Genomic DNA, 20855 nt, shown 5'->3' on the forward strand with positions numbered 1-20855 from the left:
TTTCCTGACCGCGCACGAGGAGGTGCATCGTGGCCCGCTACGACTCTTTGCTGGACGCATTGGGTGATACGCCGCTGGTCGGTCTGCCGAGCCTGTCGCCCACGCCCGACGTGCGGCTCTGGGCGAAGCTGGAAGATCGGAACCCGACGGGCTCCATCAAGGACCGGCCTGCGCTGTCGATGATCGAGGCGGCGGAGAAAGAAGGCCGTCTCACCCACGGTTGCACGATCCTGGAACCGACGTCCGGGAACACCGGTATCTCGCTGGCGATGGCCGCCAAGCTCAAGGGCTACGGCCTCGTGTGCGTGATGCCGGAGAACACCTCCGAGGAACGCAGGCAACTGCTGCAGGCGTTCGGGGCTCGGATCATCTCCTCACCGGCGGCGGGTGGCTCGAACCAGGCGGTGGCGGTCGCCAAGGAACTGGCCGAGCAGAACCCCGAGTGGGTGATGCTCTACCAGTACGGGAACGCGGCCAACGCCGATGCGCACTTCCGATCGACCGGGCCCGAGATCCTGCGGGATCTCCCGAGCGTCACGCACTTCGTGGCGGGGCTGGGTACGACCGGAACGCTGGTGGGTGTCGGTCGCTACCTGCACGAGCAGAAGCCCGGTGTGCAGATCGTCGCGGCCGAGCCGCGCTACGGCGAGCTCGTGTACGGGCTGCGCAATCTGGACGAGGGGTTCGTCCCCGAGTTGTACGACGCCGACGTGCTCAACCGCCGGTTCTCGGTCGGGTCCTACGACGCGTTGCGCCGGACCCGGCAACTGCTGGAGAACGAGGGCATCTTCGCGGGGATCTCCACGGGTGGTGTCCTGCACGCCTCGCTGACGATCGCCGAGAAGGTGGCGGCGGCGGGCGAGTCCGCCGACATCGTGTTCGTGGTCGCCGACGCCGGGTGGAAGTACCTCTCGACGGGTGCCTACGGCGGAACGCTCGACGAGGCGGCGCAGCGCCTCGACGGCCAACTCTGGGCCTGACCCGCTCACGGAGAGTTCGAGTCGCGGGTCGCCATCGCGGCTTCCGTACGAGAACCGAAGAACTCTGGCACGGCACCCCCGTCCCGATCGCGTCTTCCACGCGACTGGGGCGGGGTGCCGTGCGTAGGACGGCACCCTTCACGCGCTCCCGCGCGCACACGCGGATGCGCCGCCGAAACCGCGGGTGCCGGGTGGATCAGCCGGCGAACGCGTGGGCCCGGAGGCCGGTTCCCAGCTCGGGAAGCACCAGCAGCGAACCGTCCACGTCTCCCGGTTCGGTGACGCCGTTCCGCGCCGAGGTGACGAACAGGTCCGTGAGATCCGTGCCGCCGAAGCAACAGCCGGTGGGGCGCTCGACGGGCAACCCGACCGTCCGGTCCCACGCGCCGTCCGGCGAGTACCGGCGGACCTGGCCCGCGCCCCGCACCGTCACCCACACGCAGCCGTCGGCGTCCACGCAGAGCCCGGCCGGCTGCCCGTCGGTGTCGTCGAGCGAGCAGAACACCCGCCGTCCGGTGGCCGCACCGCAGGCGGGGTCGAAGTCGAGCACGTCGACCTGACCGGTCGCGCTGTCGGAGAAGTACATCCGGGTGCTCTCGGGATTCCAGGCAAGGCCGTTGCCGCCCGCGATTCCCGGGAGTACCACGCGTGCGGCACCGTGCGGTTCGACACGAGCCAGCCAGCCGTCGTCCCGTTCGTCGGGACGTCGGGTGGCCGCCCACAGTCGCCCCGTCGAATCGACGGCGGTCTCCGCGCCGACGAAGCCGTCACGGTTCCAGTACACGAGCCAGGTTCGGTGCTGCCCGTTGGCCTCGTAGAGCGCGAGGCCCTCGGTCATGTGCAGCAGCAGACCGCCGCGGCTGCGTGGTTTCGCGGCGCTGACCTGCTGCGGGGTCTCCATCGTGTGGTTCTTGTCCCCGGGCACGTAGCGGTGGACCGTGTTGGACAGCGCGTCCACCCACAGCAGGCTGTCGAGCGCGGAGTCCCACGTCGGCGCCTGCCCGAGCCGAGCCATCGCCGGTACGGCGATGTCGATCCGCTCCGATGCCGACAAGGGGCCACCTCCAGCTCAAATGATCATGTGACCGAACGGACCCTACCGTGGTGAACACGAAGCTCAGGGTGATCCCTGAGTCGTATTTTCCTTTTCCCGCGTAACCTCGGTGGTGTGAATCGGCCACCGGATCGTCGCAGAGCCCGTGTACTGCCGGAACAGCCTGTCCGGTCGGCGGTCGTCGTGCTGCTGTTCACCGCTCTGCTGTACGCGATCGAGCTGGTCGACGTGCTGGTTCCCGCCCAGCTCGATCGCAACGGGATCATCCCGCGGGAGGTTCACGGGCTGGACGGCGTCCTGTGGGCTCCGTTCCTGCACGCGGGCTGGGAGCACCTGTTCGCCAACACCCTGGCTTTCGTCGTCCTCGGCTGGCTGGTGATGTCCGGCGGTCTGGGCCAATTCCTCGGCGTGACCGCGATCGTCTGGATCGTCGGCGGCCTGGGCACGTGGCTGGTCGGTGCCCCGGTTACGCACGTCGGCGCGTCCGGGGTGATCTTCGGCTGGATGGTCTTCCTGCTGGTGCGCGGGTTCTTCCAGCGCAGCTTCGGTCAGATCGTGGTCGCCCTGGTGCTGTTCTTCTACTGGGGCGGGATGCTGTGGGGCGTGCTGCCCGGGCAACCCGGCATCTCGTGGGAAGGTCACCTGTTCGGCGCGTTCGGCGGACTCGTGGCCGCATGGCTCGTGGCGAAGCGCACGACCCGGCGGGAAGGTTCCGGCTCGCCTGGCACACTGGCGGGGTGACGGACGCGCCGATCGGCATCTTCGACTCCGGGGTGGGCGGGCTCACCGTGGCCCGCGCGATCATGGAGCAGCTCCCCGACGAAGGCGTGCGCTACGTGGGCGACACCGCGAACGCGCCGTACGGCCCCATGCCACTTGCCGAGATCCGCGCCCGCACCCTGGCGATCACCGATTCGCTGGTGGACGAGGGCGTGAAGATGCTGGTGATCGCCTGCAACACCGCGTCGTCGGCATGTCTGCGCGACGCCCGCGAGCGTTATGACATCCCCGTGGTCGAGGTCGTGCTGCCCGCCGTGCGACGGGCGATGGCGACCACCCGGAACCGCCGGGTCGGGGTGATCGGAACAGTCGCGACGATCGACTCGTGCGCCTACGACGACGCGTTCACCGCCGCTCCGGACGTCGAGCTCACCACCGTGTCGTGCCCGCGGTTCGTCGACTTCGTGGAGCGCGGCACCACCAGTGGCCGCCAGGTTCTGGGTCTGGCGCAGGGTTACCTGGACCCGCTGCAGCAGGCCGATGTCGACACGCTGGTGCTGGGCTGCACCCACTACCCCCTGCTGACGGGGGTTCTGCAGCTGGCGATGGGCGAGCACGTGACGCTCGTTTCCAGCGCGGAGGAGACCGCGAAAGACGTGCTCCGGGTGTTGACCAGGCACGGTCGACTCGCGGACGGTCCCAGGCCGGCCGACCACGAGTTCCGCTGCACCGGGGAGCCCGAGCGGTTCACGAGGCTGGCGCGGCGTTTCCTGGTGCCGACCTTGGCGGCCGATGCGGTGGCGCCGGTGCGCGTGGCAAGCTCGTCGGCGTTCTGAGGTTCGCGGCATCCGCCGGACGGATGCACGAGCGAGCCCGCCCGGGAGGCCGAAACCGGGTGTGGGATTGGAGAACAGTTGAAGCTGACGATTCTGGGCTGCTCCGGAAGCGTGCCCGCTCCGGACTCACCCGCTTCCGGGTACCTGGTCGAGGCAGGTGGGGCGCGGATCGTGCTCGACCTGGGCAACGGCACGCTGGGTGCGCTGCAACGGCTCGTCGATCCGTTCAGCGTCGACGCTCTGCTGCTCAGCCACCTGCATCCCGATCACTGCGCCGATTTCGGCGGGCTGACGGTGCTGCGGCGATACCATCCGAATCCGCCGTACGACCCGGCGAGCGAACGGCTGCCCGTGTGGGGGCCGGAGGGCACCGCTGAACGGTTGGCGGCGCTGTACGCGACCGATGCGTCAGAGCGGGCCGAGACCGACCTGTCGGACGTCTTCGACTTCTCGGCGTTGTCGGCGGAACCGTTCCGGGTCGGGCCGTTCGAGATCCGTGCGGTCCGGATGGATCACGTGTGCCCCGCGTGGGGTCTGCGGATCGAGGCGGAGGGCAAGGTGCTGGCCTACACCGGGGACACCGGGCCCTGCGACGCGCTGCTCGAACTCGGTCGGGATGCCGACGTGCTCCTAGCCGAGGCTTCGTGGGTCGACTTCGACGATGCGCCGGTGAACGTCCACCTGTCGGGGCGACAGGCGGCCGAGGCGGCGAAGGAGTCCGGTGCGGGACGCCTGCTGCTCACCCACCTGCAGCCGTGGACGGACCGGGAGGCCATCCTGGACGAAGCGCGCGGGACCTTCGACGGGCCCACCGAACTGGTCGAGGCCGGGCGTGCCTACACGGTCTGACCCAGATTCAATCGGCGCAGGAGGGGAAGAAGTCATGACGATCACTGCGGTCTGGCCGATCAGCTCGACCACCGACGCCAACGCCGGGGACGGGGTCACGATCACCGAACCGGCTGGGATCGACGACCTGATCGACCGGTTGGCGGAGCAGAACGCCGGTGCGGCGACGATCTGGCACGAGTCGCGCGAACTCGCCGATGCCGAGGCGGGCATGCTCGATCACGACGTGGCGGCCGCGGTGGCGGGCGGCTACGGATATCTGAGCCACATCGATGTCGAGCACGACTTCGCGGTGCTGGCGGGAGATCCGGAGTCCCCGGAGCTGATCACCGATGACGTGGAGTTTCCCGCCGGTAGCGGGGTTCGACTGCCGGTGTTGGCCACCGCGCTGCGGGAGTTCCTGGAAACCGGCCGTCGGCCGTCCTCGGTGGAGTGGCGTCACGTGGAGCTGTGATCCGGCGGCGACGATGGCCGCCTCATCGCGGCGTTCCGGAGGTCCCACGCGGCCGGAGTCGGGTACCGAAGCGCGTTACTCGTCGTGTCACCCGCTCGGAAGCGCTCTTTCCGGCCCCGTAAGGTGGTCTCCGTGGTACGAGCTGATGGACGGGGCGACGACGAGCTCCGGAACGTGCGGATCACCCGTGGCTACCAGGACTGGCCCGCCGGCTCCGTGCTGGTGGAATTCGGCCGGACTCGCGTGCTGTGCGCGGCGAGCGTCCAGGAGGGCGTTCCGCGCTGGCGGACCGGGTCAGGTCTCGGCTGGGTGACCGCCGAGTACGCGATGTTGCCTTCGGCGACCAACACTCGTAGTCCTCGCGAGTCAGTGAAGGGCCGCATCGGTGGGCGGACCCACGAGATCAGCCGGCTGGTCGGCCGGTCGCTGCGCGCCTGCATCGACCTGGGCGCGCTGGGGGAGAACACGATCGCCCTGGACTGCGACGTGATCCAGGCCGACGGAGGTACCCGGACGGCGGCGATCACCGGCGCGTACGTGGCCCTGGCCGACGCGGTGACCTGGTTGAGCGCGGCGAACCGGTTGTCCGACCCCAAACCGCTGTCCTGCTCGATCGCGGCGATCAGCGTGGGGGTCGTGGACGGCCGGGTGCGCCTGGACCTGCCTTACGAGGAGGATTCGCGGGCCGAGGTGGACATGAACGTGGTGGCCACCGACCACGGCACGCTCGTCGAGGTGCAGGGCACCGGTGAGGGAGCCACCTACACGCGGTCCACTCTGGACAAGATGATCGATTTCGCCCTGGACGGGTGCACGCAGCTCTCGCGGGCGCAGGCGGACGCGCTGGCCGAACCGTATCCGAAGGAACTTCCGGGGAAGCAGGCATGACTCGGCTGCTGCTGGCCACCCGCAACGCGGGGAAGCTGGTTGAACTGCGGCGCATCCTCGACGCCGAGGGCGTGCGGGGCATCGAGGTCGTGGGACTGGACGAGGTCCCCGAGTTTCCCGAGGCCCCGGAGACGGGCGCGACGTTCGAGGAGAACGCGGTGGCGAAGGCCGCTGATGCGGCCGCCGCGACGGGCCTTCCGGCGGTGGCCGACGATTCGGGGCTGTCCGTCGACGCGCTCAACGGCATGCCGGGCGTGTTCTCCGCCCGGTGGTCCGGGAAGCACGGTGACGATCGGGCGAATCTGGATCTGCTCCTGGGGCAACTGGCCGACGTGCCCGATTCCCGGCGTGGTGGCGGCTTCGTCTCGGCGGCGGCGCTGGTTCAGCCGAGTGGTGCGGAGTTCGTGGTGCGGGGCGAGTGGCGGGGCACGATCATTCGTGCCCCGCGCGGCGAGAACGGGTTCGGCTACGACCCCATCTTCGTACCGGACGGCGAGTCGCGGACCTCCGCCGAGCTGACTCCGGAGGAGAAGGACGCGGATTCGCACCGCGGCCGGGCCCTGCGGCTGTTGCTGCCGAAGCTGCGCGAACTCGCGAGCTGAACCACCGGTCGCATACTCACCGGTCGAACGACCACCGACCGAATGCTCATCCGCCGAATGCTCACCCCTGAATAGTGACCCGTCGGGGCACCGGGCGAACCGCTGCCGAGCCGACCCGATCGCTCACCGGTGCCTATTTCGTCGTCGCTGCTCAGCACGGTTGGTTGTTCCGGCCGGCTGGAAGCTCTCGCCGCGTGGCCGTGATCAACGGGCGCCCGCGGGCGGGGTCGGGTGCTTGCGGGCTCGGTGTCGAGCATGCCGATTGCGCGAGGCCGGCCGGAACGATGCGCGTCGCAATGATGCCGAGCTGTGATCACGCGGTCGGCGAACAGGATACGGGCGGCGCCGGATCGGTCGGTGCGGCCCGCACGACGGGAGGTGACCGACCCCGGACGGGGGACGTGCGGAGCGAATGACTAGCTTCCACCTGTGCATACCGAATGGCTCGAACCGGTCCTGCTCGTGGTGGTGGGCTTCTTCTCCGGCGCGATCAACGCGGTCGCCGGCGGGGGATCACTGCTGGTCTTTCCCGCATTGCTGGCCACGGGAATGCCACCGCTGGTGGCCAACGTGACGAACTCGGTGGCGCAGGGGCCGGGGTTCATCGGCGCCGCGGTCGGTCAGCGCGACGACCTTTCCGGCACGAAGCGGCGGATGCTGTTCACCTCGGTGGCGGCGGTGATCGGCTCGGTGATCGGTTGCGGGCTGTTGCTGATCCTGCCCAGTTCGGTCTTCGACGCCGTGGTGCCCGCGCTGGTGGGCCTGTCGGCGGTCCTCATGGCCTTCCAGCACAAGATCCGTCAGTGGCTGGGCAATCCTGATCCTGCCGGGCCGGACAAGACGGTCCTGCTGACGATCGGCATCTTCTTGGCGTCGATCTACGGCGGATATTTCGGCGGGGCGCGCAGCGTCATCTTGATCGCGATCCTGGTTCTCGCGGCCAACGACAGCCTGCGCAGGCTCAACGCGCTCAAGAGCTGGCTCGGGATGGTCGGCAGCGCGGCGACGTTCGTGGTGCTAGCGCTGGTCGCGCCGGTCGACTGGATCGCGGTGCTGATGTTGGTGCCGACCACGTTGCTGGGCGGGTTCCTGGGCGGGAAGATCGCCAGAAAGCTGCCTGCCACGCTGCTTCGCTACACGGTGGTCGTCATCGCGGCCGGGGTCGCGATCTACATGGCGCTGGACTGACCGGTGCGTGGCCGCGCCCCTGCCGTTTCCGCGGGTGCCGGTTGCCGGGGAGACCGGCACCCAGGGGTGTCCCGCCCGGTCAGACTCCGATGGTCTTGCGCAGGCGGTCGACGTGACCGGTGGCCTTCACGTTGTAGAGGGCCTGGTCGATCTTCCCCTCGGGGTTGACGACGAACGTCGAGCGGATGACGCCCTGGACGATCTTGCCGTAGTTCTGCTTCTCGCCGTACGCTCCCCACGCCGACATGACCGTCTTCTCAAGGTCGCTCAGCAAGGGGAACGTCAGCCCTTCCGCGTCCCGGAACGCGGCGATCTTCTCGGGTTTGTCCGGTGAGATTCCGACCACCTCGAAGCCGGCACCTTCGAGTTCCGCGAGGCTGTCCCGGAAGTCGCACGCTTCCTTGGTGCAGCCGGGGGTGCTCGCGGCCGGGTAGAAGTACACCACCACGGACTTGCCCCGGTAATCGGACAACGAGACGGTGTTGCCGTCCGCGTCGGGCAGGGCGAAGTCCGGTGCGGCGTCCCCGGCGGCGAGACGTTGCTGTTCAGTCATGCCGCCGAGATTAGCCGACGCCGGTCACCGCCGGACGAAGTGCGTTGTCGACTCCGCCGGAACGCTCGCCGAAACCTGTGACACCGGTTGTGGCTCCTCGCCCCGGCCTCCGCCCGCGATGAATGCGCCGACGAGCAGTCCCGCCACGGCAGAGGCAGTGATGGACATCGCGCAAATGGTGTAGACGCGCAGGCTCAACGCCGTCCCTTCCCGAATTGTTCTTTTCAGACAGTGACGTGATCGTCGCTCGGAGCGTTCGCGTTACCGCTCTCACCCGAGCGGTGCCGATTTTCCGGGGAGTTCGCGAAATCGCTGCTGTGCGGATGCTTCGAGTTGCGCACCTCGGTGCGGCCGCGTAGATCCGGGGGAGCGGACGCGCCCCAACCCGAACCCCCGGAGGCCGAGTCGTGCCCACAGTCGCCGACCAGTTCATCGAAGTGCTCGTACAGGCAGGGGTTCGCCGCATCTACGGAATAGTCGGGGACAGCCTCAATCCGGTCGTGGACGCGGTGCGCCGCTCCGGAGAAATCGAGTGGGTGCACGTCCGGCACGAGGAGACCGCTGCTTTCGCGGCGGGTGCCGAAGCCCAGTTGACCGGCAGCCTGGCCGTCTGCGCGGGAAGCTGCGGCCCCGGAAACCTGCACCTGATCAACGGGCTCTACGACGCGCATCGCAGCGGTGCGCCGGTGCTCGCGCTCGCCTCGCACATTCCGTCCGAACAGATCGGTACCGGCTTCTTCCAGGAAACCCATCCCGAAGAGCTGTTCGACGAGTGCAGCCACTTTTGCGAGCTGCTGTCCCAGCCGGAGCAGATGCCGCGCCTGCTGCGCAGCGCCATCCAGACCGCGGCGGGGCGCCGGGGCGTGTCGGTGCTGGTGCTGCCGGGCGACGTCGCGCACAAACCGGTCGCGCACTCGACGGGACGCGGTGTCGTCGACTGCGAGCCGTCGACGGTGGTACCTCCCGAATCGCAGGTCGCCGCGCTCGCGGATTCGTTGAACTCGGCGGAGCGGGTGATGCTGTTCTGCGGGGCGGGAACGCGGGGTGCGCACAGCGAGGTGATGGAACTCGCGGGCCGGTTGAACGCGCCGGTGGGCCACGCTCTCCGCGGCAAGGAGTGGATCCAGTACGACAACGCCTACGACGTCGGGATGAGCGGTCTGCTCGGGTACGGCGCCTGCCACGAGGCCATGCATCGCGCCGACCGGGTGGTGCTGCTGGGGACCGACTTCCCGTACAACGACTTCCTGCCGCAGGCCAACACCGTCCAGGTGGACATCGAGCCCGCGCACCTCGGCAGGCGGACCGTGCTCGACCTCGCGGTCCAGGGCGATGTCCGGGAGACGATCAGAGCCGTGCTGCCGAGGCTCGAGCAGAAGACCGACCGAGGGTACCTGGACCGGATGCTGCAGGAGCACGCCAACCTGCTCGAACGAGTGGTGTCGGCTTACACCCACGAGGTGACCCACCAGGTTCCCGTTCACCCGGAGTACGTGGCCGACGTGCTCGACGACCTCGCGTCCGACGACGCCGTGTTCACTGTGGACACCGGAATGTGCAACGTGTGGGCGGCGCGGTACGTGACCCCCAACGGTCGTCGCCGGATGATCGGCTCGTTCGTGCACGGTTCGATGGCCAACGCGCTACCGCAGGCGATCGGCTGCCAGAACGCCGACCCGGGACGCCAAGTGATCGCAATGTCCGGCGACGGCGGCCTGAGCATGCTGCTCGGTGACCTGCTGACGCTGCGCACCCACCAGCTGCCGGTCAAGCTCGTCGTGTTCAACAACGCCTCGCTCGGCATGGTGAAGCTGGAGATGCTGGTGGACGGCATGCCGGACTTCGGCACCGACCACGACCGCTTCGATTACGCCGCCATCGCCGCGGCCGCCGGGATCCACGCCGTCCGCGCCGAACGACCGGACGAGGTGCGTGGTGCGCTGGACGACGCGTTGCGGCACCCGGGGCCCGCTCTGGTCGACGTGGTGACCGACGCGAACGCGCTGTCGATGCCGCCGCGGATCACCGGCTCCCAGGTGAAGGGGTTCGCGCTGGCGGTCAGCAGGACGGTGTTGTCCGGCGGTGTCGGGAAGATGGTCCAGCTCGCACGCAGCAACCTGCGCAACGTGCCCGGCCGGTAGCGGAGGGACCGCTCGCGACGACCAGGGTCGGGATCACCCCCGCCTGTCGAACAGCGCTCGCCTGTCGAACAAGGCCCGCCTGTCGAACAAGGCCCGCCTGTCGAACAGCCCTCGGATGGGTCCGCGGCGAGAGCACTCTCGCGACCGTACCGAGCGAGGCGAGCCGGGGCGAGGTGGTTTCAGGTCCTCGTCCGGCCGGGCCGCCGGGCGGGGCCGTAGGTCGCGCAGGAGGGCAGCTGCCTTCGAGACGCGCCCTAGGGGTGCCGGTGCCGGTGTCGCGGAGCCGGTCGGCGACGCTCGACGAGTTCGGCGCGGTCCGGCCGGCTCGCCCACCACCACGTGGTGATCCCGAGTCCGAAGAGGACGGCCCACACCAGTGTGGCCAGTGCGATCAGCTCGTACATCTCACCCTCCCGCTCGACGTTCCGGATGAGGACCGGGTGATCCCCAGCGTGCGCCGAGTGGATCAGCCTCGCCAGATGTCGTAAGTGTGATTCGCTCGTGACTCACCGTGGGCGGGAGTGGACACTGAACTCCATGACTGTGAGTCCGACCGTTCGCCGCCGCCGCCTCGCCGCCGAGCTGCGCCGACTGCGGGCGTTGGCGGAAGTGACCCAGCACCAGGCGGCCACTCACCTCGGTTGCACCCAGGCGAAGATCGGGCGGGTGGAGACGGCCAAGCGCTCCCCCTCGGTCGGCGACGTCTCGGCGCTGCTGGACTTCTACGAGGTGGACGGGGCCGAGCGGGAGCAGCTGATCAACCTGGCGAGGGACGCCCGCAAGCGCGGCTGGTGGCACTCCTACAGCGACGTGCTCCCCGAGTGGTACGAGACCTACGTCGGCCTGGAAGCCGAGGCCTCCTCGATTCATACGTACGAGTCCGAGGCGATTCCCGGATTGCTCCAAACTCGTGAATACGCGTACGCGATCACCAAATCCACACTCATTCGCGCGGACGAATCCGAGATACACCGAAGAGTGGAATTGCGGGTGCAACGCCAGCAGCGGATCGTTGGTCCGAATCCGATGGAGTTGTGGGCGGTGGTCGGCGAAGTCGCGCTCCGGCGCTGCGTCGGCGGGCCCGGCGTGCTGCGCAGACAGCTCGAATACGTGCTGAAACTCGCGGAACTGCCCCACGTGACGGTGCAGGTGATGCCACTGGAGGCCGGTGCGCACCCAGCGCAGGCCGGTCCGTTCGTGATCCTGCGCTACGCCAATCAAATCGACCCGGACGTTGTTTATCTGGAAACCCACGTGGGTGGCCTATACCTCGAAAGAGAAGTGGAGCTGTCCAACTACGTGATGATGATGGATCATTTACGCGCACATGCGAGAGACCCCGAGGGCTCTGTTGAACTCATCAATGAGCGCATTGGAGAACTGTAGATGGAATGCATCACCGGCTGGCGCACGAGCACTCGCACCCAAGGGCAGGGACAGTGCGTCGAGGTCGGCTTCGGCATCGAGCGGATCGGTGTCCGGGACACGAAGCATCGCGTCGCCGGGCACTTCGCGGTGACCTCCCAGCGCTGGCGGGAGTTCCTCACCGGCGTCAAGCGCGGAGACTTCGACACGTGAGGTGTGCGGCTCGCCCGTGGCGGGGTGGAGCCGTTCCTGCGACCGGCCGTGCGCCGAGCAACTGGAGGCTTGTTCCGAAATGACGGAAATGACGAGCGGGTTCGACCTGTCGACCCGGACGATGATGCGTTCCAACGAGGCGAACTGGGACAGCCGGACACCGGTGCACGTGTCCAGCGCCTTCTACGGTCTCGACGGTAGCCGGACCGCCGAGGACTGGTTCGCCCCGTTCGAATGGGAGGACCTCGGGGACCTCCGCGGGCTCGACGTGCTGCATCCGCAGTGCCACCTGGGCACCGAGACCCAGGCGTTCGCGATGCGCGGGGCGCGGAACACCGTCGGGTTGGACTTCTCCGCGGAAGCCGTGGCCCACGCCGAGCGGCTGACCGACGAGTCCGGGCTGCGGATCGACTACGTGCACGCGAACGTCTACGACGCGGTGGAAGCCCTGCGCGGGCGCACCTTCGACGTGATCTACACCGGCAAGGGATCGCTGTGCTACCTGCCGGATCTTCGTCGCTGGGCCGACGTCATGGCGAACCTCCTCAAGCCCGGCGGCAAGCTCTACGTGGTGGAGTTCCACCCGGTGCTGAACGCGCTCGGCCCGGTTCCGGCGCCCGGCCAGGGCGACGAGCTGGTGCTGCGCAACGACTACCTCGCGGGTAGGGGAGCGGTGGAACGCGATGCGTCCCGGACCTACACCGATGGCCCCGAGGTCACCGGAACGACGGTCAGCTACGAGTGGGCGCACGGGCTCGGTGAAGTGGTCAGCTCGGTGGTCGGTGCCGGACTGCCGGTGACGAGTGTGCGCGAGACCGAGCTGTTGCCGTGGCCGCGCTGGGGATCGATGGAACGCACGGAGAGCGGATGGTGGCGACTGCCGGACAGTGCCCCGCGCATCCCCCTGCTCTACGCGTTGCGCGCGGTGAAACCGGGCGGCTGAGTGCACAGACCCGGGCCGCGCCTCACCGGCGAACCGGCGGGACGCGGCCCGGGCACACCCCCCAGGGGTGACCCGTTCTCACAGATGCCGGATGCGTGGCCAGATCTCCGTCCACGGCTCCGTGCGCCCGGAGAGCAGCCAGATCTCCAGTTCGTCGTCGCCGACCGACCGGAGCTCGTCGAAGTAGGGGCGAACGTCGGACGGTTCTCGTCCTACGAAGAGCACCGACGTGGCGTCCTCGTCCGGCGGACCGAAGGCCCCGTAGCCGCGATGCGCGCTGTGGGCCCTCGGAAGTCCCCGTTCCTCGCCGCGCACGTCGATGACCGCGGCGACTCCGTACATGTTGGCCATGATCGCCGTGTGCTCGCGCGCGCCCGCAGGTAGCGAGTGGTAAGCGGTCGCGACCTTCCTGGTCAGGACGTTGCTCTCGGGTATTCCGAGCAGCGACGACATCTGCGTCGTCAGCGGGAACACGGGTACGACCACCGCGATCGACAGCGCGTACGCGGGCCAGGCGAGCCAGCCGTACCGGCGCGTCCGCTTGGTCTCCCGGCGCCGCTGCAAGCCCACCGCACCGGCTGCCATCGCGATGCCGTACAGGCCGATCAGATAGTACGGCCGCGCGGCGGTCGCGACGAACAGCACGTACAGCGCGAGGAAGGTCACGCCGAGGAACCGGTGTTCGCGGTGTTCGGGAGTGACCAGCAACCGCCACAGGCCGTATCCGACCAGGAAGGTGCCTGCCGCTCCAGCGTAGAGCACGAGCGTGAGCGCGGTTCCGCTGCGCCCGCCGGAGAGCAGCTCGGACTCGGCGACGACGGCCGATGCCATCCGCAACTGCGGCCACCCGTGTCCGGCCTGCCAGATCAGGGTGGGCAGCGCGATCAACAGGGCGAGCCCGGCGCCCACCCACAACAGCGGTCGGCGCAGCACCGCGCGTGGACCCGCGATCAGCACCGCGCCGAGCAGAACCACGCAGAGGATGCCGACCTGGAACTTGGTCTCCAAGGTCACCCCCACCACCGCGCCCGTCCCGAGCAGCAGCCGGTCGTCGCGGGTGCGGATCCACCGGACCAGCGTCCAGGTCAGCACCAGCCACAGCAGCGGTTCCATCGTGTACGGCGTGAGGAAGTGCCCGACCAGGTTCATCCACGCGCCGGTCGCGAAGGCGGCGGCGGTGAGCACCTGGGCCCGGCGGTCCCCGCCGAGTTCCCGGGCGATCAGCGCGCACAACACGACGGCCGCGGTGCTCGCGAGGATCGCGGGCAGGCGCAGCATCGGCAGCGAGCCGGGGGCGAGCCAGTCCATCGCCGCGGCGAGAGCCGGCACCAGCGGCGGTTGATCCACGTATCCCCAGGCGAGGTGGTACTTGCCCGCGGCGAGCATGTAGACCTCGTCGAACCAGTAGTCCCCGATGCCGCCGAAGATTCCGTGAACGACCGCGAACAGCCCGGCGACCGAGAACACCGGCCATCTGGCGAATGGTCTCGGCTCCTGCGTACCGGTCGATTCCGGAGTGAGTGTGGCGTGCACCTGTCCCATCATGGATACGTGTCGAGGATGCTGGTGAAGCTGGCGTGTTCGAACCGGACGCAGGCCGGAATCCTGGCTTACGACGCGGGATTGGTCGCTCGCTGATTCCGCCGGAACCCCGGAGGCGACCTGCGGGAGTCCGGTTTGCGGGGCGGCAGGTGCGGTAAGGGGAGCGGGTGGGCAACGCTGCTGGTTCGATTGGTCCAACGGGTGCTCGGTCAAGCTCGTCCGAACGGTCGTGGAATGCTCCGCCGGCTGTCGGGTAAACCATGTGCGGCACGTTCACCGAGGGCAGTCGGGGTCGGAGGTGGTCGTGCCCACCGCCCGCGGTGGCGGTGGCGTCGTGCGACCGGACGGGTGCGCGGTTCGCGACGACACCAGGTGTTCCCGGCGCGTTCGGGGCGTGCCGGGAACACCTGGGATGTATCCGAAACCATTTCGGGCGTCCCGATCAAGCGCTTGTCGAAAATTCGCAACCCGGTTGTCGGAAATACGAAACCTGGTTGGTGGATTCTCGTTCAGTCGGTGCCGTGCACTGTGAAAACGGCAAATTCGTGCGCTTTTGGCGTGGCTCGCCGCGCCCTTATGGTGCGACGAGATCACTGCTCCAGCAGCCGTTTTCGACAGCTCCGGGCAAATCGGACGAGCAATCGCTCGGTCGGCGTCGGAGCGGACGAGGAGAACACCATGGTCGCACCCGCACGACGCTGGGCCCGGCTGGCAGGTGCCACGGCGGTCGCCCTGTCGGCTTTCGCGACGGCGGCGGTCGCCCAGGCCGCGCCGGACCAGCCCGCGGACGTCAACCCGTTCATCGTTGGCGGCGAGGACGCCAACATCGAGGACCACCCGTACGTCGTCGCACTTGCCACGCCGTCCGGTCAGCAGTTCTGCGGTGGCACGCTCGTAGCCCCGGACAAGGTCGTGACCGCGGCGCACTGCACGGTCGATTCGACCCCGTCCGAGGTCAACGTGATCAGCGGTCGCACCGAGATGAGTGCGAATGACGGAACCGTCTCCACCGTCTCGGACGTCTGGGTCCACCCGGACTACACCGATGCGACCCGCGGCTTCGACGTTTCGGTCCTGACTCTCGATGCGCCGGTCTCGGAGACTCCGATCGAGCTGGCGACGGCCGATGACGCGGGTTACACGCCGGACAGCCAGGCAACGATCCTCGGCTGGGGCACCACCAGCGAAGGCGGCCAGCAGGCCGATCACCTGCAGAAGGCCACCGTCCCGGTGACCTCGGACGAGACGTGCTCGGCCGCCTACGGCCAGTACTCGCCGGACAGCATGGTCTGCGCGGGCTACCCCGAGGGCGGGATCGATGCCTGTCAGGGCGACTCCGGTGGTCCGATGGTCGTCGACGGCAAGCTGATCGGTGCCACGTCGTGGGGCCAGGGATGCGCTCGTCCGGATTACCCGGGGGTGTACGCCCGCATCGGCGCCTACCATGACGTGCTGATGGAGCAGATCGGAACCGGTGCGCCGGTCCACAACTGACTCGCACGTCCCGCGGAGGGCGGGGTGGCCACACGGGCCGCCCCGTCCTCCGCGCGCGGGGGACGGCCGAGCTTCTGCCGATGCGGTTCGCGGCCGTCCGGGACGGACAGGGTACGTAATCGGCCGCTTCGCGCTCAGGGGCGTTCGTCGGGTGCGCTCGACGAACGGTAGCCCGGTGTCGGGTTGCCCGGTCGCTCCGCCGGCTGCGCATCGAGACGGAGGTCGTCGAGGTAGTGCTGCGCCGTTCGGGCGATCACGACGCTCGAACCGGGCGCCACCGTGGTCCGGCTCCCGTCCGGAAGCTGCGGCAGGACCGCTACCCGGCCGGACATGGACCGGTGGACGGCGATGGTGAACGGACCGACGCGCAGCGATCCCGTCGGCTCGCGGAGCGCGACGCCGAGTTCGGCGGTGACCGAATCGGCCCGCTTGAGCCAGGCGCCGAGGACTTTCGCCGTGATTGCCGGAACCTTGCGCAGTTGCAGCTCGTAGGCTGCCCATTCGCCCGGGTCGCCGGCGTGCCTGTGCGCTTCGGCCCTGGCCGAATCCAGGGTCTTGGCGGGCAGCGTCATCGGTTTGCCCTGCGCGGGTTCGGCCGTGGGGAGATTCTGTGTGAGTGCGAACCACGGTGCTCGTGCCGGAACCTCGTCGATGTCGAGTTCCCCGTCGCGCAGCACCAGTCGGTAGGCGGTGTCGTGCCGTCGGACCACCAGTGTCCTGGTCTCGGCCTCGGGTGTGCGCACCAGCAGCATTCCGCGTTCGGGTCCGCGGGTCAGCGTCGTGAGGATCTCGACCCACTGCGGGAGCAGCCGCCCGTCGTCCCCGGTCCAGCCGTTGTCCCTGGCCATCGCTCTGGTGAAAGCCGAATCGTCCGGCGGGTTCGCTGGGGCCTCCGTTCGCGCGCCGTCGGCGAGGAAGGCGGGCAGTTCGCGGTTGCCGGAGCGTCCGATGTGCTCCGTCTCCGGGCCTTCGTGCCGCAACAGCGCATCGAGCTCCTGGATTCCGCACCGCATGGCCTCCCCCAAGTGTCCACAATGGTCCCCGCGTTGCCGGTTCTGCCAGGTTAGCCAGTTCGGCGGCGCCGCCGGGCCGGTTCGACCGCGTCCACCCGGATGGCTCAACGTGTCGCAGCCGGTGAGTGGTCGTCCGGATGAAGGTGAGGATCTGCTGCGGTTTTCCGGATTTCGTGATCCGGGGGCCGCCCGGCGCATAAAAGTGAAGGCATTTCATTTTCGTCGGAAGTTGGTTAGCGTGCGCGAGGTCACCGAACGAAGGGACCGGGTATGACTTGGCGAACACGGCGCCACCGAACCGTGGCTACCTTGGGTATCGGAGCCGTAGTGGGATCGCTGCTGATGGCGCCGGCAGCTCCCGCCGCACCGCGAGACCCCGAGGTGCCGGAGCCGGCGACCTACTTCTGCCGCCAGCAGTGCCACGACATCCTCCCGCCGGGGCAGAACGGCAACGCCACCTTCGTGGAGTTGGCCTCGCACATGCTGTTCGGTACCCGGCCACCGCACTCCGACGACCAGATCGACCAGTACGCCGACCTCGCCGACGGCTACACCGAGCTGACCACCGGCACGATCAACGACTTCTTCAACGACCACTCCTTCGGCGTGCCCGAGGACGAGGTCGAACGGACCTACCGGCCCCGCACCGACGTGACCGTCGTGCGGGACGAAACCGCCGGGATTCCGCACATCTACGGTGACACCAGGTCGGGAACCATGTTCGGCTCGGGCTACACGACCGCTGAGGACAAGCTGTTCCTGATGGACGTGCTGCGTCGCGCCGGACGCGGGGAGGTCACGCCCTTCGCCGGTGGGGCCGAAGCCAACCGCGAGTTGGAACAGAGCTTCTTCCGGGCCTCGCCCTACACGGAACAGGAACTCCGGCGGCAGATCGATTCCGTCGCGGCCCAGGGTGAACGCGGCCAGCTGGCTCTGGCCGATGCGCAGTCCTATGTGGACGGGATCAACCGCTACATCGAGAAGTCCCACAACGGCCGCTACTTCCCGGGGGAGTACGTGGCGACCGGCCACGTCGACCCGATCACCAACGAGGGCGAGATCGAGCCGTTCCGGCTGACCGACCTGGTCGTGATGGCCTCGCTGGTCGGAGCCCAGTTCGGTGGCGGCGGTGGGAACGAGGTGCAGAACGCGGTGGCCCAGATGGCGCTGCAGGAACGCTTCGGCCCCGAACGCGGCGGACAGGTCTACGAGACCTTCCGCGCCGCGAACGATCCGGAGGCGATCTCGACGCTCCACGACGGGCAGTCGTTCCCGTACGCGGTCTCGCCCGAGAACCCGGAAGGGGTCGCGATGCCCGACCCCGGCTCCGTGACCGAACAGCAGATGGTGTTCGAACGCACTGGATCGGCCGCCGAAGCGCAGCAGGAGTCCCCGGTGCCGGAAGCCGCGACCCGTCGCCCGTCCACCGCGGAGGAGATCGACCCGTCCGAGGCCACCGACGCGCTCGACGGCGTCTTCGAGGACGGCGTCGTCCCCGGAGGCATGTCCGAACCGCACGGCATGTCCAACGCTCTGATGGTCTCCGGCGAACACACTGACAGCGGGCACCCGGTGGCGGTGTTCGGCCCGCAGACGAGCTACTTCGCTCCGCAGCTGCTGACCCTGCAGGAACTGCAAGGACCGGGGATCTCGTCGAAGGGCGCCTCGTTCGCGGGGCTGAGCTTCTACACCCTGCTCGGACGTGGCCAGGACTACGCGTGGAGCGCGACCACCGCCAGCCAGGACATCATCGACTCCTACGCCGTAGAGCTGTGCGATCCGAACGGTGCACCGGTCACCAAGGAATCGAACTTCTACCGGTTCCACGGCGAGTGCAAACCGTTCCAAGCGGTCGAGCGGGAGAACTCGTGGGAACCGAACCTGGGTGACGACACACCGGCGGGTTCCTACCGGCTGGTCTCGTACCGCACCGAGTACGGACCGGTGACCCACCGCGCCACGATCGACGGCAAGCCCGTCGCTTACGCGAGCGCACGCTCGACGTTCCTGCACGAGGTGGACTCGATCATCGGGTTCCAGAAGTTCAACGACCCGAACGCGGTCGACTCGGCTGAGTCGTTCCAGCGCGCGGCCCAGGACGTGAACTACACGTTCAACTGGTTCTACGCCGACTCCGAGGACACCGCCTACTTCAACTCGGGCGACAACCTGGTGCGGAACCCGAAGGTGGATCCGAGCCTGCCGATCGTCTCGGACCCGGAATTCGAGTGGCAGGGCTGGAACCCGGCGAACAACACCGCCGACTACGCCCCGCCGGAGGAACACCCGAACTCCGTCAACCAGGACTACTACGTCAGCTGGAACAACAAGCAGGCGCCGGGAACCACCGGGGACCGGATGGAGAAGGGCGCCGTGCAGCGTGGTGACCTGCTCGACGCACGGGTCGCCGACCTCGTCGAAAGTGGCGAGGTGACCCGGGTCAATCTGACCCAGGCGATGGCCGATGCGGGCATCACCGACCTCCGAGCCGAACGCAACCTGCCGGACCTGCTGCGGGTGCTCGAAAGCGAGCCCGTCGAGGATCCGGCGGCGGCAGCCCTGATCGATCAGCTCAAGGCGTGGTCGGCGGACGGTGGCAAGCGCACCGAAACCGAACCGGGCAGCCGCGAATACGCCCACTCCGAAGCGATCGAGCTGATGGACGCGTGGTGGCCGTTGCTCGTGCGCGGCCAGTTCGAACCGGCGCTCGGCGAGCAGGCGTACCAGGCGTTGACCGACGTGATGGGAATCAACGAATCCCCGTCCGGCTGGCAGAACGGTGAGCCCGGACTGCACGTCGGCCAGGACCACAAGGGCTCGGCCTTCCAGCTCGGCTGGTTCGGCCAGGTTTCCAAGAACATCCGTGGTGTTCTCGGTGAGGAGGTGCCCGGCGGGTTCGGCGAGCCGCTGTGCGGTGGCGGCGACCTGGGGGCGTGCAGGCAGATGTTGCTGGACACCTTGAAGCAGGCGGCGGCGACACCGAGCGAGCAGACCTACCCCGGTGACGCCGACTGCGAGCCGGGCGACCAGTGGTGCGCGGACGCCATCATCCACGGGAAGATCGGCGGCATCAGCCAGGACAAGATCAGCTGGCAGAACCGCCCGACCTACCAGCAGGTGGTCGAATTCCCCGCCCACCGCTGACCGGAGCCCTCGTGAGTACCCGGTTAACACCGGTACTCACGAGGGGTCGGTCAACGGATGAAATAGGCTTGATCACGCAATGCACGCAAGTGGAAGCCGAGGAGCACGTGGCCAACTGGGGCGATCTCGTTTCGTTCATCCGTTCCGAATACCGGGTCCTCGAGGACAACGACGACGAGCTGCGGATCCTGATCGAGTACGCCGACCACCGCAGCCAGGTCATCATCGTCTGCCACGAGGTGCTCGACGAGATCCACGACTGGGTCCAGGTCGCATCGGTGTGCGGGCCCGTCTCCGAGGTCAACCTCGGGCGGCTGCTCAAGGAGATCGGCGAGACATCGGTGGTGTGCGGCGCGGTGATCATGGGGGAACACGTGGTGCTCCGGCACGCGCTGCCGTTGGAGAACCTGGACATCAACGAGTTCACCGACCCGCTGACGTTCGTGGCCGACACGGCCGACCAACTGGAGGAGATCTTCGTCGGAGGCGACGGCTACTGACCGCCGGGAGTCGCGGCGCGATGGGCGAACTTCCCGATGCCGTCCAGTCGGGACGTCTCGACCACGACTGACCTGGTCGCCTGCTTGTTGCAGTCGCCCCTCGGGTGCGAGGGGCGATCTCATCCTGCAACACCGAAGAAGCGGCATCCGCTGGGCGCTGCTGTGTGAGGCCGGGGGGATTCGAACCCCCACTGGCTAGGACCTAAACCTAGTGCCTCTGCCAATTGGGCTACGGCCCCTCTCCGGCACAGCCTAACGTGCCGGGATCACCCACGGTGTCCGCACCCGGGATCTTCACCAGGCCTGATCTGCAGGGCAGGTCGACGAACCACTCGGGTGGTGGGCCCGAGATGCACTGATCCGCGGCGATCAGCGA

Annotated in this window: 21 protein-coding genes and 1 tRNA gene; 15 read left to right on the plus strand and 7 right to left on the minus strand. The window is 68.3% G+C overall.

Annotation, left to right across the window (positions count from 1 at the left end; translation table 11 throughout):
* Nucleotides 1-29: 29 nt before the first annotated feature.
* Nucleotides 30-980, plus strand: a complete 951-nt coding sequence (locus ACYVAN_RS09165; RefSeq protein WP_460957708.1) for a PLP-dependent cysteine synthase family protein — start codon at nt 30-32, stop codon at nt 978-980.
* 196 nt (nt 981-1176) lie between these two features.
* Here ACYVAN_RS09165 and ACYVAN_RS09170 read toward each other — a convergent pair whose 3' ends face one another.
* Nucleotides 1177-2034: an SMP-30/gluconolactonase/LRE family protein gene (locus tag ACYVAN_RS09170; RefSeq protein WP_460957710.1), complete on the minus strand. Its 858-nt coding sequence runs from the start codon at nt 2032-2034 to the stop codon at nt 1177-1179.
* 114 nt (nt 2035-2148) lie between these two features.
* Here ACYVAN_RS09170 and ACYVAN_RS09175 point away from each other — a divergent pair, with 114 nt between their 5' ends.
* The 7 genes from ACYVAN_RS09175 to ACYVAN_RS09205 all read left to right on the plus strand — a co-directional run bounded on the left by ACYVAN_RS09175 (nt 2149) and on the right by ACYVAN_RS09205 (nt 7571).
* A complete protein-coding gene (locus ACYVAN_RS09175) occupies nt 2149-2775 on the plus strand; it encodes a rhomboid family intramembrane serine protease (RefSeq protein ID WP_460957712.1) in 627 nt (208 codons plus the stop codon).
* Nucleotides 2772-3590 carry a glutamate racemase gene (murI, locus tag ACYVAN_RS09180; protein WP_460957714.1) on the plus strand — a complete coding sequence of 273 codons (819 nt, stop codon included), beginning with the start codon at nt 2772-2774 and terminating at the stop codon, nt 3588-3590. Before ACYVAN_RS09175 ends, murI begins: the two co-directional genes overlap by 4 nt.
* Nucleotides 3591-3668: 78 nt before the next feature.
* Nucleotides 3669-4439, plus strand: a complete 771-nt coding sequence (locus ACYVAN_RS09185; RefSeq protein ID WP_460957716.1) for an MBL fold metallo-hydrolase — start codon at nt 3669-3671, stop codon at nt 4437-4439.
* A gap of 34 nt (nt 4440-4473) precedes the next feature.
* The gene (locus ACYVAN_RS09190) at nt 4474-4893 is read left to right on the plus strand and encodes an Imm1 family immunity protein (protein ID WP_460957718.1); all 420 of its coding nucleotides are present in this window, start codon (nt 4474-4476) and stop codon (nt 4891-4893) included.
* A gap of 132 nt (nt 4894-5025) precedes the next feature.
* Entirely contained in the window at nt 5026-5781 is a 756-nt protein-coding gene (rph, locus tag ACYVAN_RS09195; RefSeq protein WP_460957720.1) for a ribonuclease PH, read from the plus strand.
* Complete coding sequence (gene rdgB / locus ACYVAN_RS09200; protein ID WP_460957722.1) at nt 5778-6383, plus strand: RdgB/HAM1 family non-canonical purine NTP pyrophosphatase; 606 nt, start codon at nt 5778-5780, stop codon at nt 6381-6383. Before rph ends, rdgB begins: the two co-directional genes overlap by 4 nt.
* Before the next feature lie 429 nt (nt 6384-6812).
* Nucleotides 6813-7571: a sulfite exporter TauE/SafE family protein gene (locus tag ACYVAN_RS09205; RefSeq protein WP_460957724.1), complete on the plus strand. Its 759-nt coding sequence runs from the start codon at nt 6813-6815 to the stop codon at nt 7569-7571.
* Between the two features lie 79 nt (nt 7572-7650).
* On the opposite strand, the gene bcp is transcribed toward ACYVAN_RS09205, so the two are convergent.
* Together bcp and ACYVAN_RS09215 are read right to left on the minus strand one after the other, a co-directional pair.
* Nucleotides 7651-8124, minus strand: a complete 474-nt coding sequence (bcp, locus tag ACYVAN_RS09210; RefSeq protein WP_460957726.1) for a thioredoxin-dependent thiol peroxidase — start codon at nt 8122-8124, stop codon at nt 7651-7653.
* A 24-nt stretch (nt 8125-8148) separates the two neighbouring features.
* A complete protein-coding gene (locus tag ACYVAN_RS09215) occupies nt 8149-8292 on the minus strand; it encodes a hypothetical protein (protein ID WP_460957728.1) in 144 nt (47 codons plus the stop codon).
* Between the two features lie 239 nt (nt 8293-8531).
* On the opposite strand from ACYVAN_RS09215, the gene ACYVAN_RS09220 reads away from it, so the two are divergent.
* Nucleotides 8532-10265 (plus strand): pyruvate dehydrogenase, encoded by a 1734-nt coding sequence (locus tag ACYVAN_RS09220; RefSeq protein ID WP_460957730.1) that lies wholly within the window; start codon nt 8532-8534, stop codon nt 10263-10265.
* Nucleotides 10266-10519: 254 nt separating this feature from the next.
* Here ACYVAN_RS09220 and ACYVAN_RS09225 read toward each other — a convergent pair whose 3' ends face one another.
* Nucleotides 10520-10669: a hypothetical protein gene (locus tag ACYVAN_RS09225; protein ID WP_460957732.1), complete on the minus strand. Its 150-nt coding sequence runs from the start codon at nt 10667-10669 to the stop codon at nt 10520-10522.
* A gap of 133 nt (nt 10670-10802) precedes the next feature.
* Between ACYVAN_RS09225 and ACYVAN_RS09230 the strand changes: the two genes are divergently transcribed.
* The 3 genes from ACYVAN_RS09230 (at nt 10803) to ACYVAN_RS09240 (ending at nt 12786) form a co-directional block, all read left to right on the plus strand.
* Nucleotides 10803-11651, plus strand: a complete 849-nt coding sequence (locus ACYVAN_RS09230; RefSeq protein ID WP_460957734.1) for a helix-turn-helix domain-containing protein — start codon at nt 10803-10805, stop codon at nt 11649-11651.
* Nucleotides 11652-11843, plus strand: a complete 192-nt coding sequence (locus ACYVAN_RS09235; protein ID WP_460957736.1) for a DUF397 domain-containing protein — start codon at nt 11652-11654, stop codon at nt 11841-11843. It begins immediately after the preceding gene.
* Between the two features lie 79 nt (nt 11844-11922).
* Nucleotides 11923-12786, plus strand: coding sequence for a class I SAM-dependent methyltransferase (locus ACYVAN_RS09240; protein ID WP_460957738.1), 864 nt, complete (start codon nt 11923-11925; stop codon nt 12784-12786).
* A 78-nt stretch (nt 12787-12864) separates the two neighbouring features.
* Here ACYVAN_RS09240 and ACYVAN_RS09245 read toward each other — a convergent pair whose 3' ends face one another.
* Complete coding sequence (locus ACYVAN_RS09245; RefSeq protein ID WP_460957740.1) at nt 12865-14319, minus strand: ArnT family glycosyltransferase; 1455 nt, start codon at nt 14317-14319, stop codon at nt 12865-12867.
* Between the two features lie 687 nt (nt 14320-15006).
* Between ACYVAN_RS09245 and ACYVAN_RS09250 the strand changes: the two genes are divergently transcribed.
* The gene (locus ACYVAN_RS09250; protein ID WP_460957742.1) at nt 15007-15822 is read left to right on the plus strand and encodes a S1 family peptidase; all 816 of its coding nucleotides are present in this window, start codon (nt 15007-15009) and stop codon (nt 15820-15822) included.
* A gap of 134 nt (nt 15823-15956) precedes the next feature.
* Here ACYVAN_RS09250 and ACYVAN_RS09255 read toward each other — a convergent pair whose 3' ends face one another.
* Entirely contained in the window at nt 15957-16835 is an 879-nt protein-coding gene (locus ACYVAN_RS09255; protein WP_460957744.1) for an ESX secretion-associated protein EspG, read from the minus strand.
* Between the two features lie 270 nt (nt 16836-17105).
* Here ACYVAN_RS09255 and ACYVAN_RS09260 point away from each other — a divergent pair, with 270 nt between their 5' ends.
* Nucleotides 17106-19979, plus strand: coding sequence for a penicillin acylase family protein (locus ACYVAN_RS09260; RefSeq protein WP_460957746.1), 2874 nt, complete (start codon nt 17106-17108; stop codon nt 19977-19979).
* A gap of 68 nt (nt 19980-20047) precedes the next feature.
* A complete protein-coding gene (locus ACYVAN_RS09265; protein WP_460957748.1) occupies nt 20048-20479 on the plus strand; it encodes a type III secretion system chaperone family protein in 432 nt (143 codons plus the stop codon).
* Between the two features lie 165 nt (nt 20480-20644).
* Here ACYVAN_RS09265 and ACYVAN_RS09270 read toward each other — a convergent pair.
* A tRNA-Leu gene (locus tag ACYVAN_RS09270) sits at nt 20645-20718 on the minus strand.
* Nucleotides 20719-20855: the final 137 nt, after the last annotated feature.

The sequence above is a fragment of the Parasphingorhabdus pacifica genome (assembly GCF_054779195.1).

Excerpts from the sequence above, each read along its gene's own strand:
- ACYVAN_RS09190 (WP_460957718.1), top strand. The coding sequence starts at position 4,474 with ATGACGATCACTGCGGTCTGGCCGATCAGCTCGACCACCGACGCCAAC.
- rdgB (WP_460957722.1), top strand. The coding sequence starts at position 5,778 with ATGACTCGGCTGCTGCTGGCCACCCGCAACGCGGGGAAGCTGGTTGAA.
- bcp (WP_460957726.1), bottom strand. The coding sequence starts at position 8,124 with ATGACTGAACAGCAACGTCTCGCCGCCGGGGACGCCGCACCGGACTTC.
- ACYVAN_RS09215 (WP_460957728.1), bottom strand. The coding sequence starts at position 8,292 with ATGTCCATCACTGCCTCTGCCGTGGCGGGACTGCTCGTCGGCGCATTC.
- ACYVAN_RS09225 (WP_460957732.1), bottom strand. The coding sequence starts at position 10,669 with ATGTACGAGCTGATCGCACTGGCCACACTGGTGTGGGCCGTCCTCTTC.
- ACYVAN_RS09230 (WP_460957734.1), top strand. The coding sequence starts at position 10,803 with ATGACTGTGAGTCCGACCGTTCGCCGCCGCCGCCTCGCCGCCGAGCTG.
- ACYVAN_RS09235 (WP_460957736.1), top strand. The coding sequence starts at position 11,652 with ATGGAATGCATCACCGGCTGGCGCACGAGCACTCGCACCCAAGGGCAG.
- ACYVAN_RS09240 (WP_460957738.1), top strand. The coding sequence starts at position 11,923 with ATGACGGAAATGACGAGCGGGTTCGACCTGTCGACCCGGACGATGATG.
- ACYVAN_RS09250 (WP_460957742.1), top strand. The coding sequence starts at position 15,007 with ATGGTCGCACCCGCACGACGCTGGGCCCGGCTGGCAGGTGCCACGGCG.
- ACYVAN_RS09255 (WP_460957744.1), bottom strand. The coding sequence starts at position 16,835 with ATGCGGTGCGGAATCCAGGAGCTCGATGCGCTGTTGCGGCACGAAGGC.
- ACYVAN_RS09260 (WP_460957746.1), top strand. The coding sequence starts at position 17,106 with ATGACTTGGCGAACACGGCGCCACCGAACCGTGGCTACCTTGGGTATC.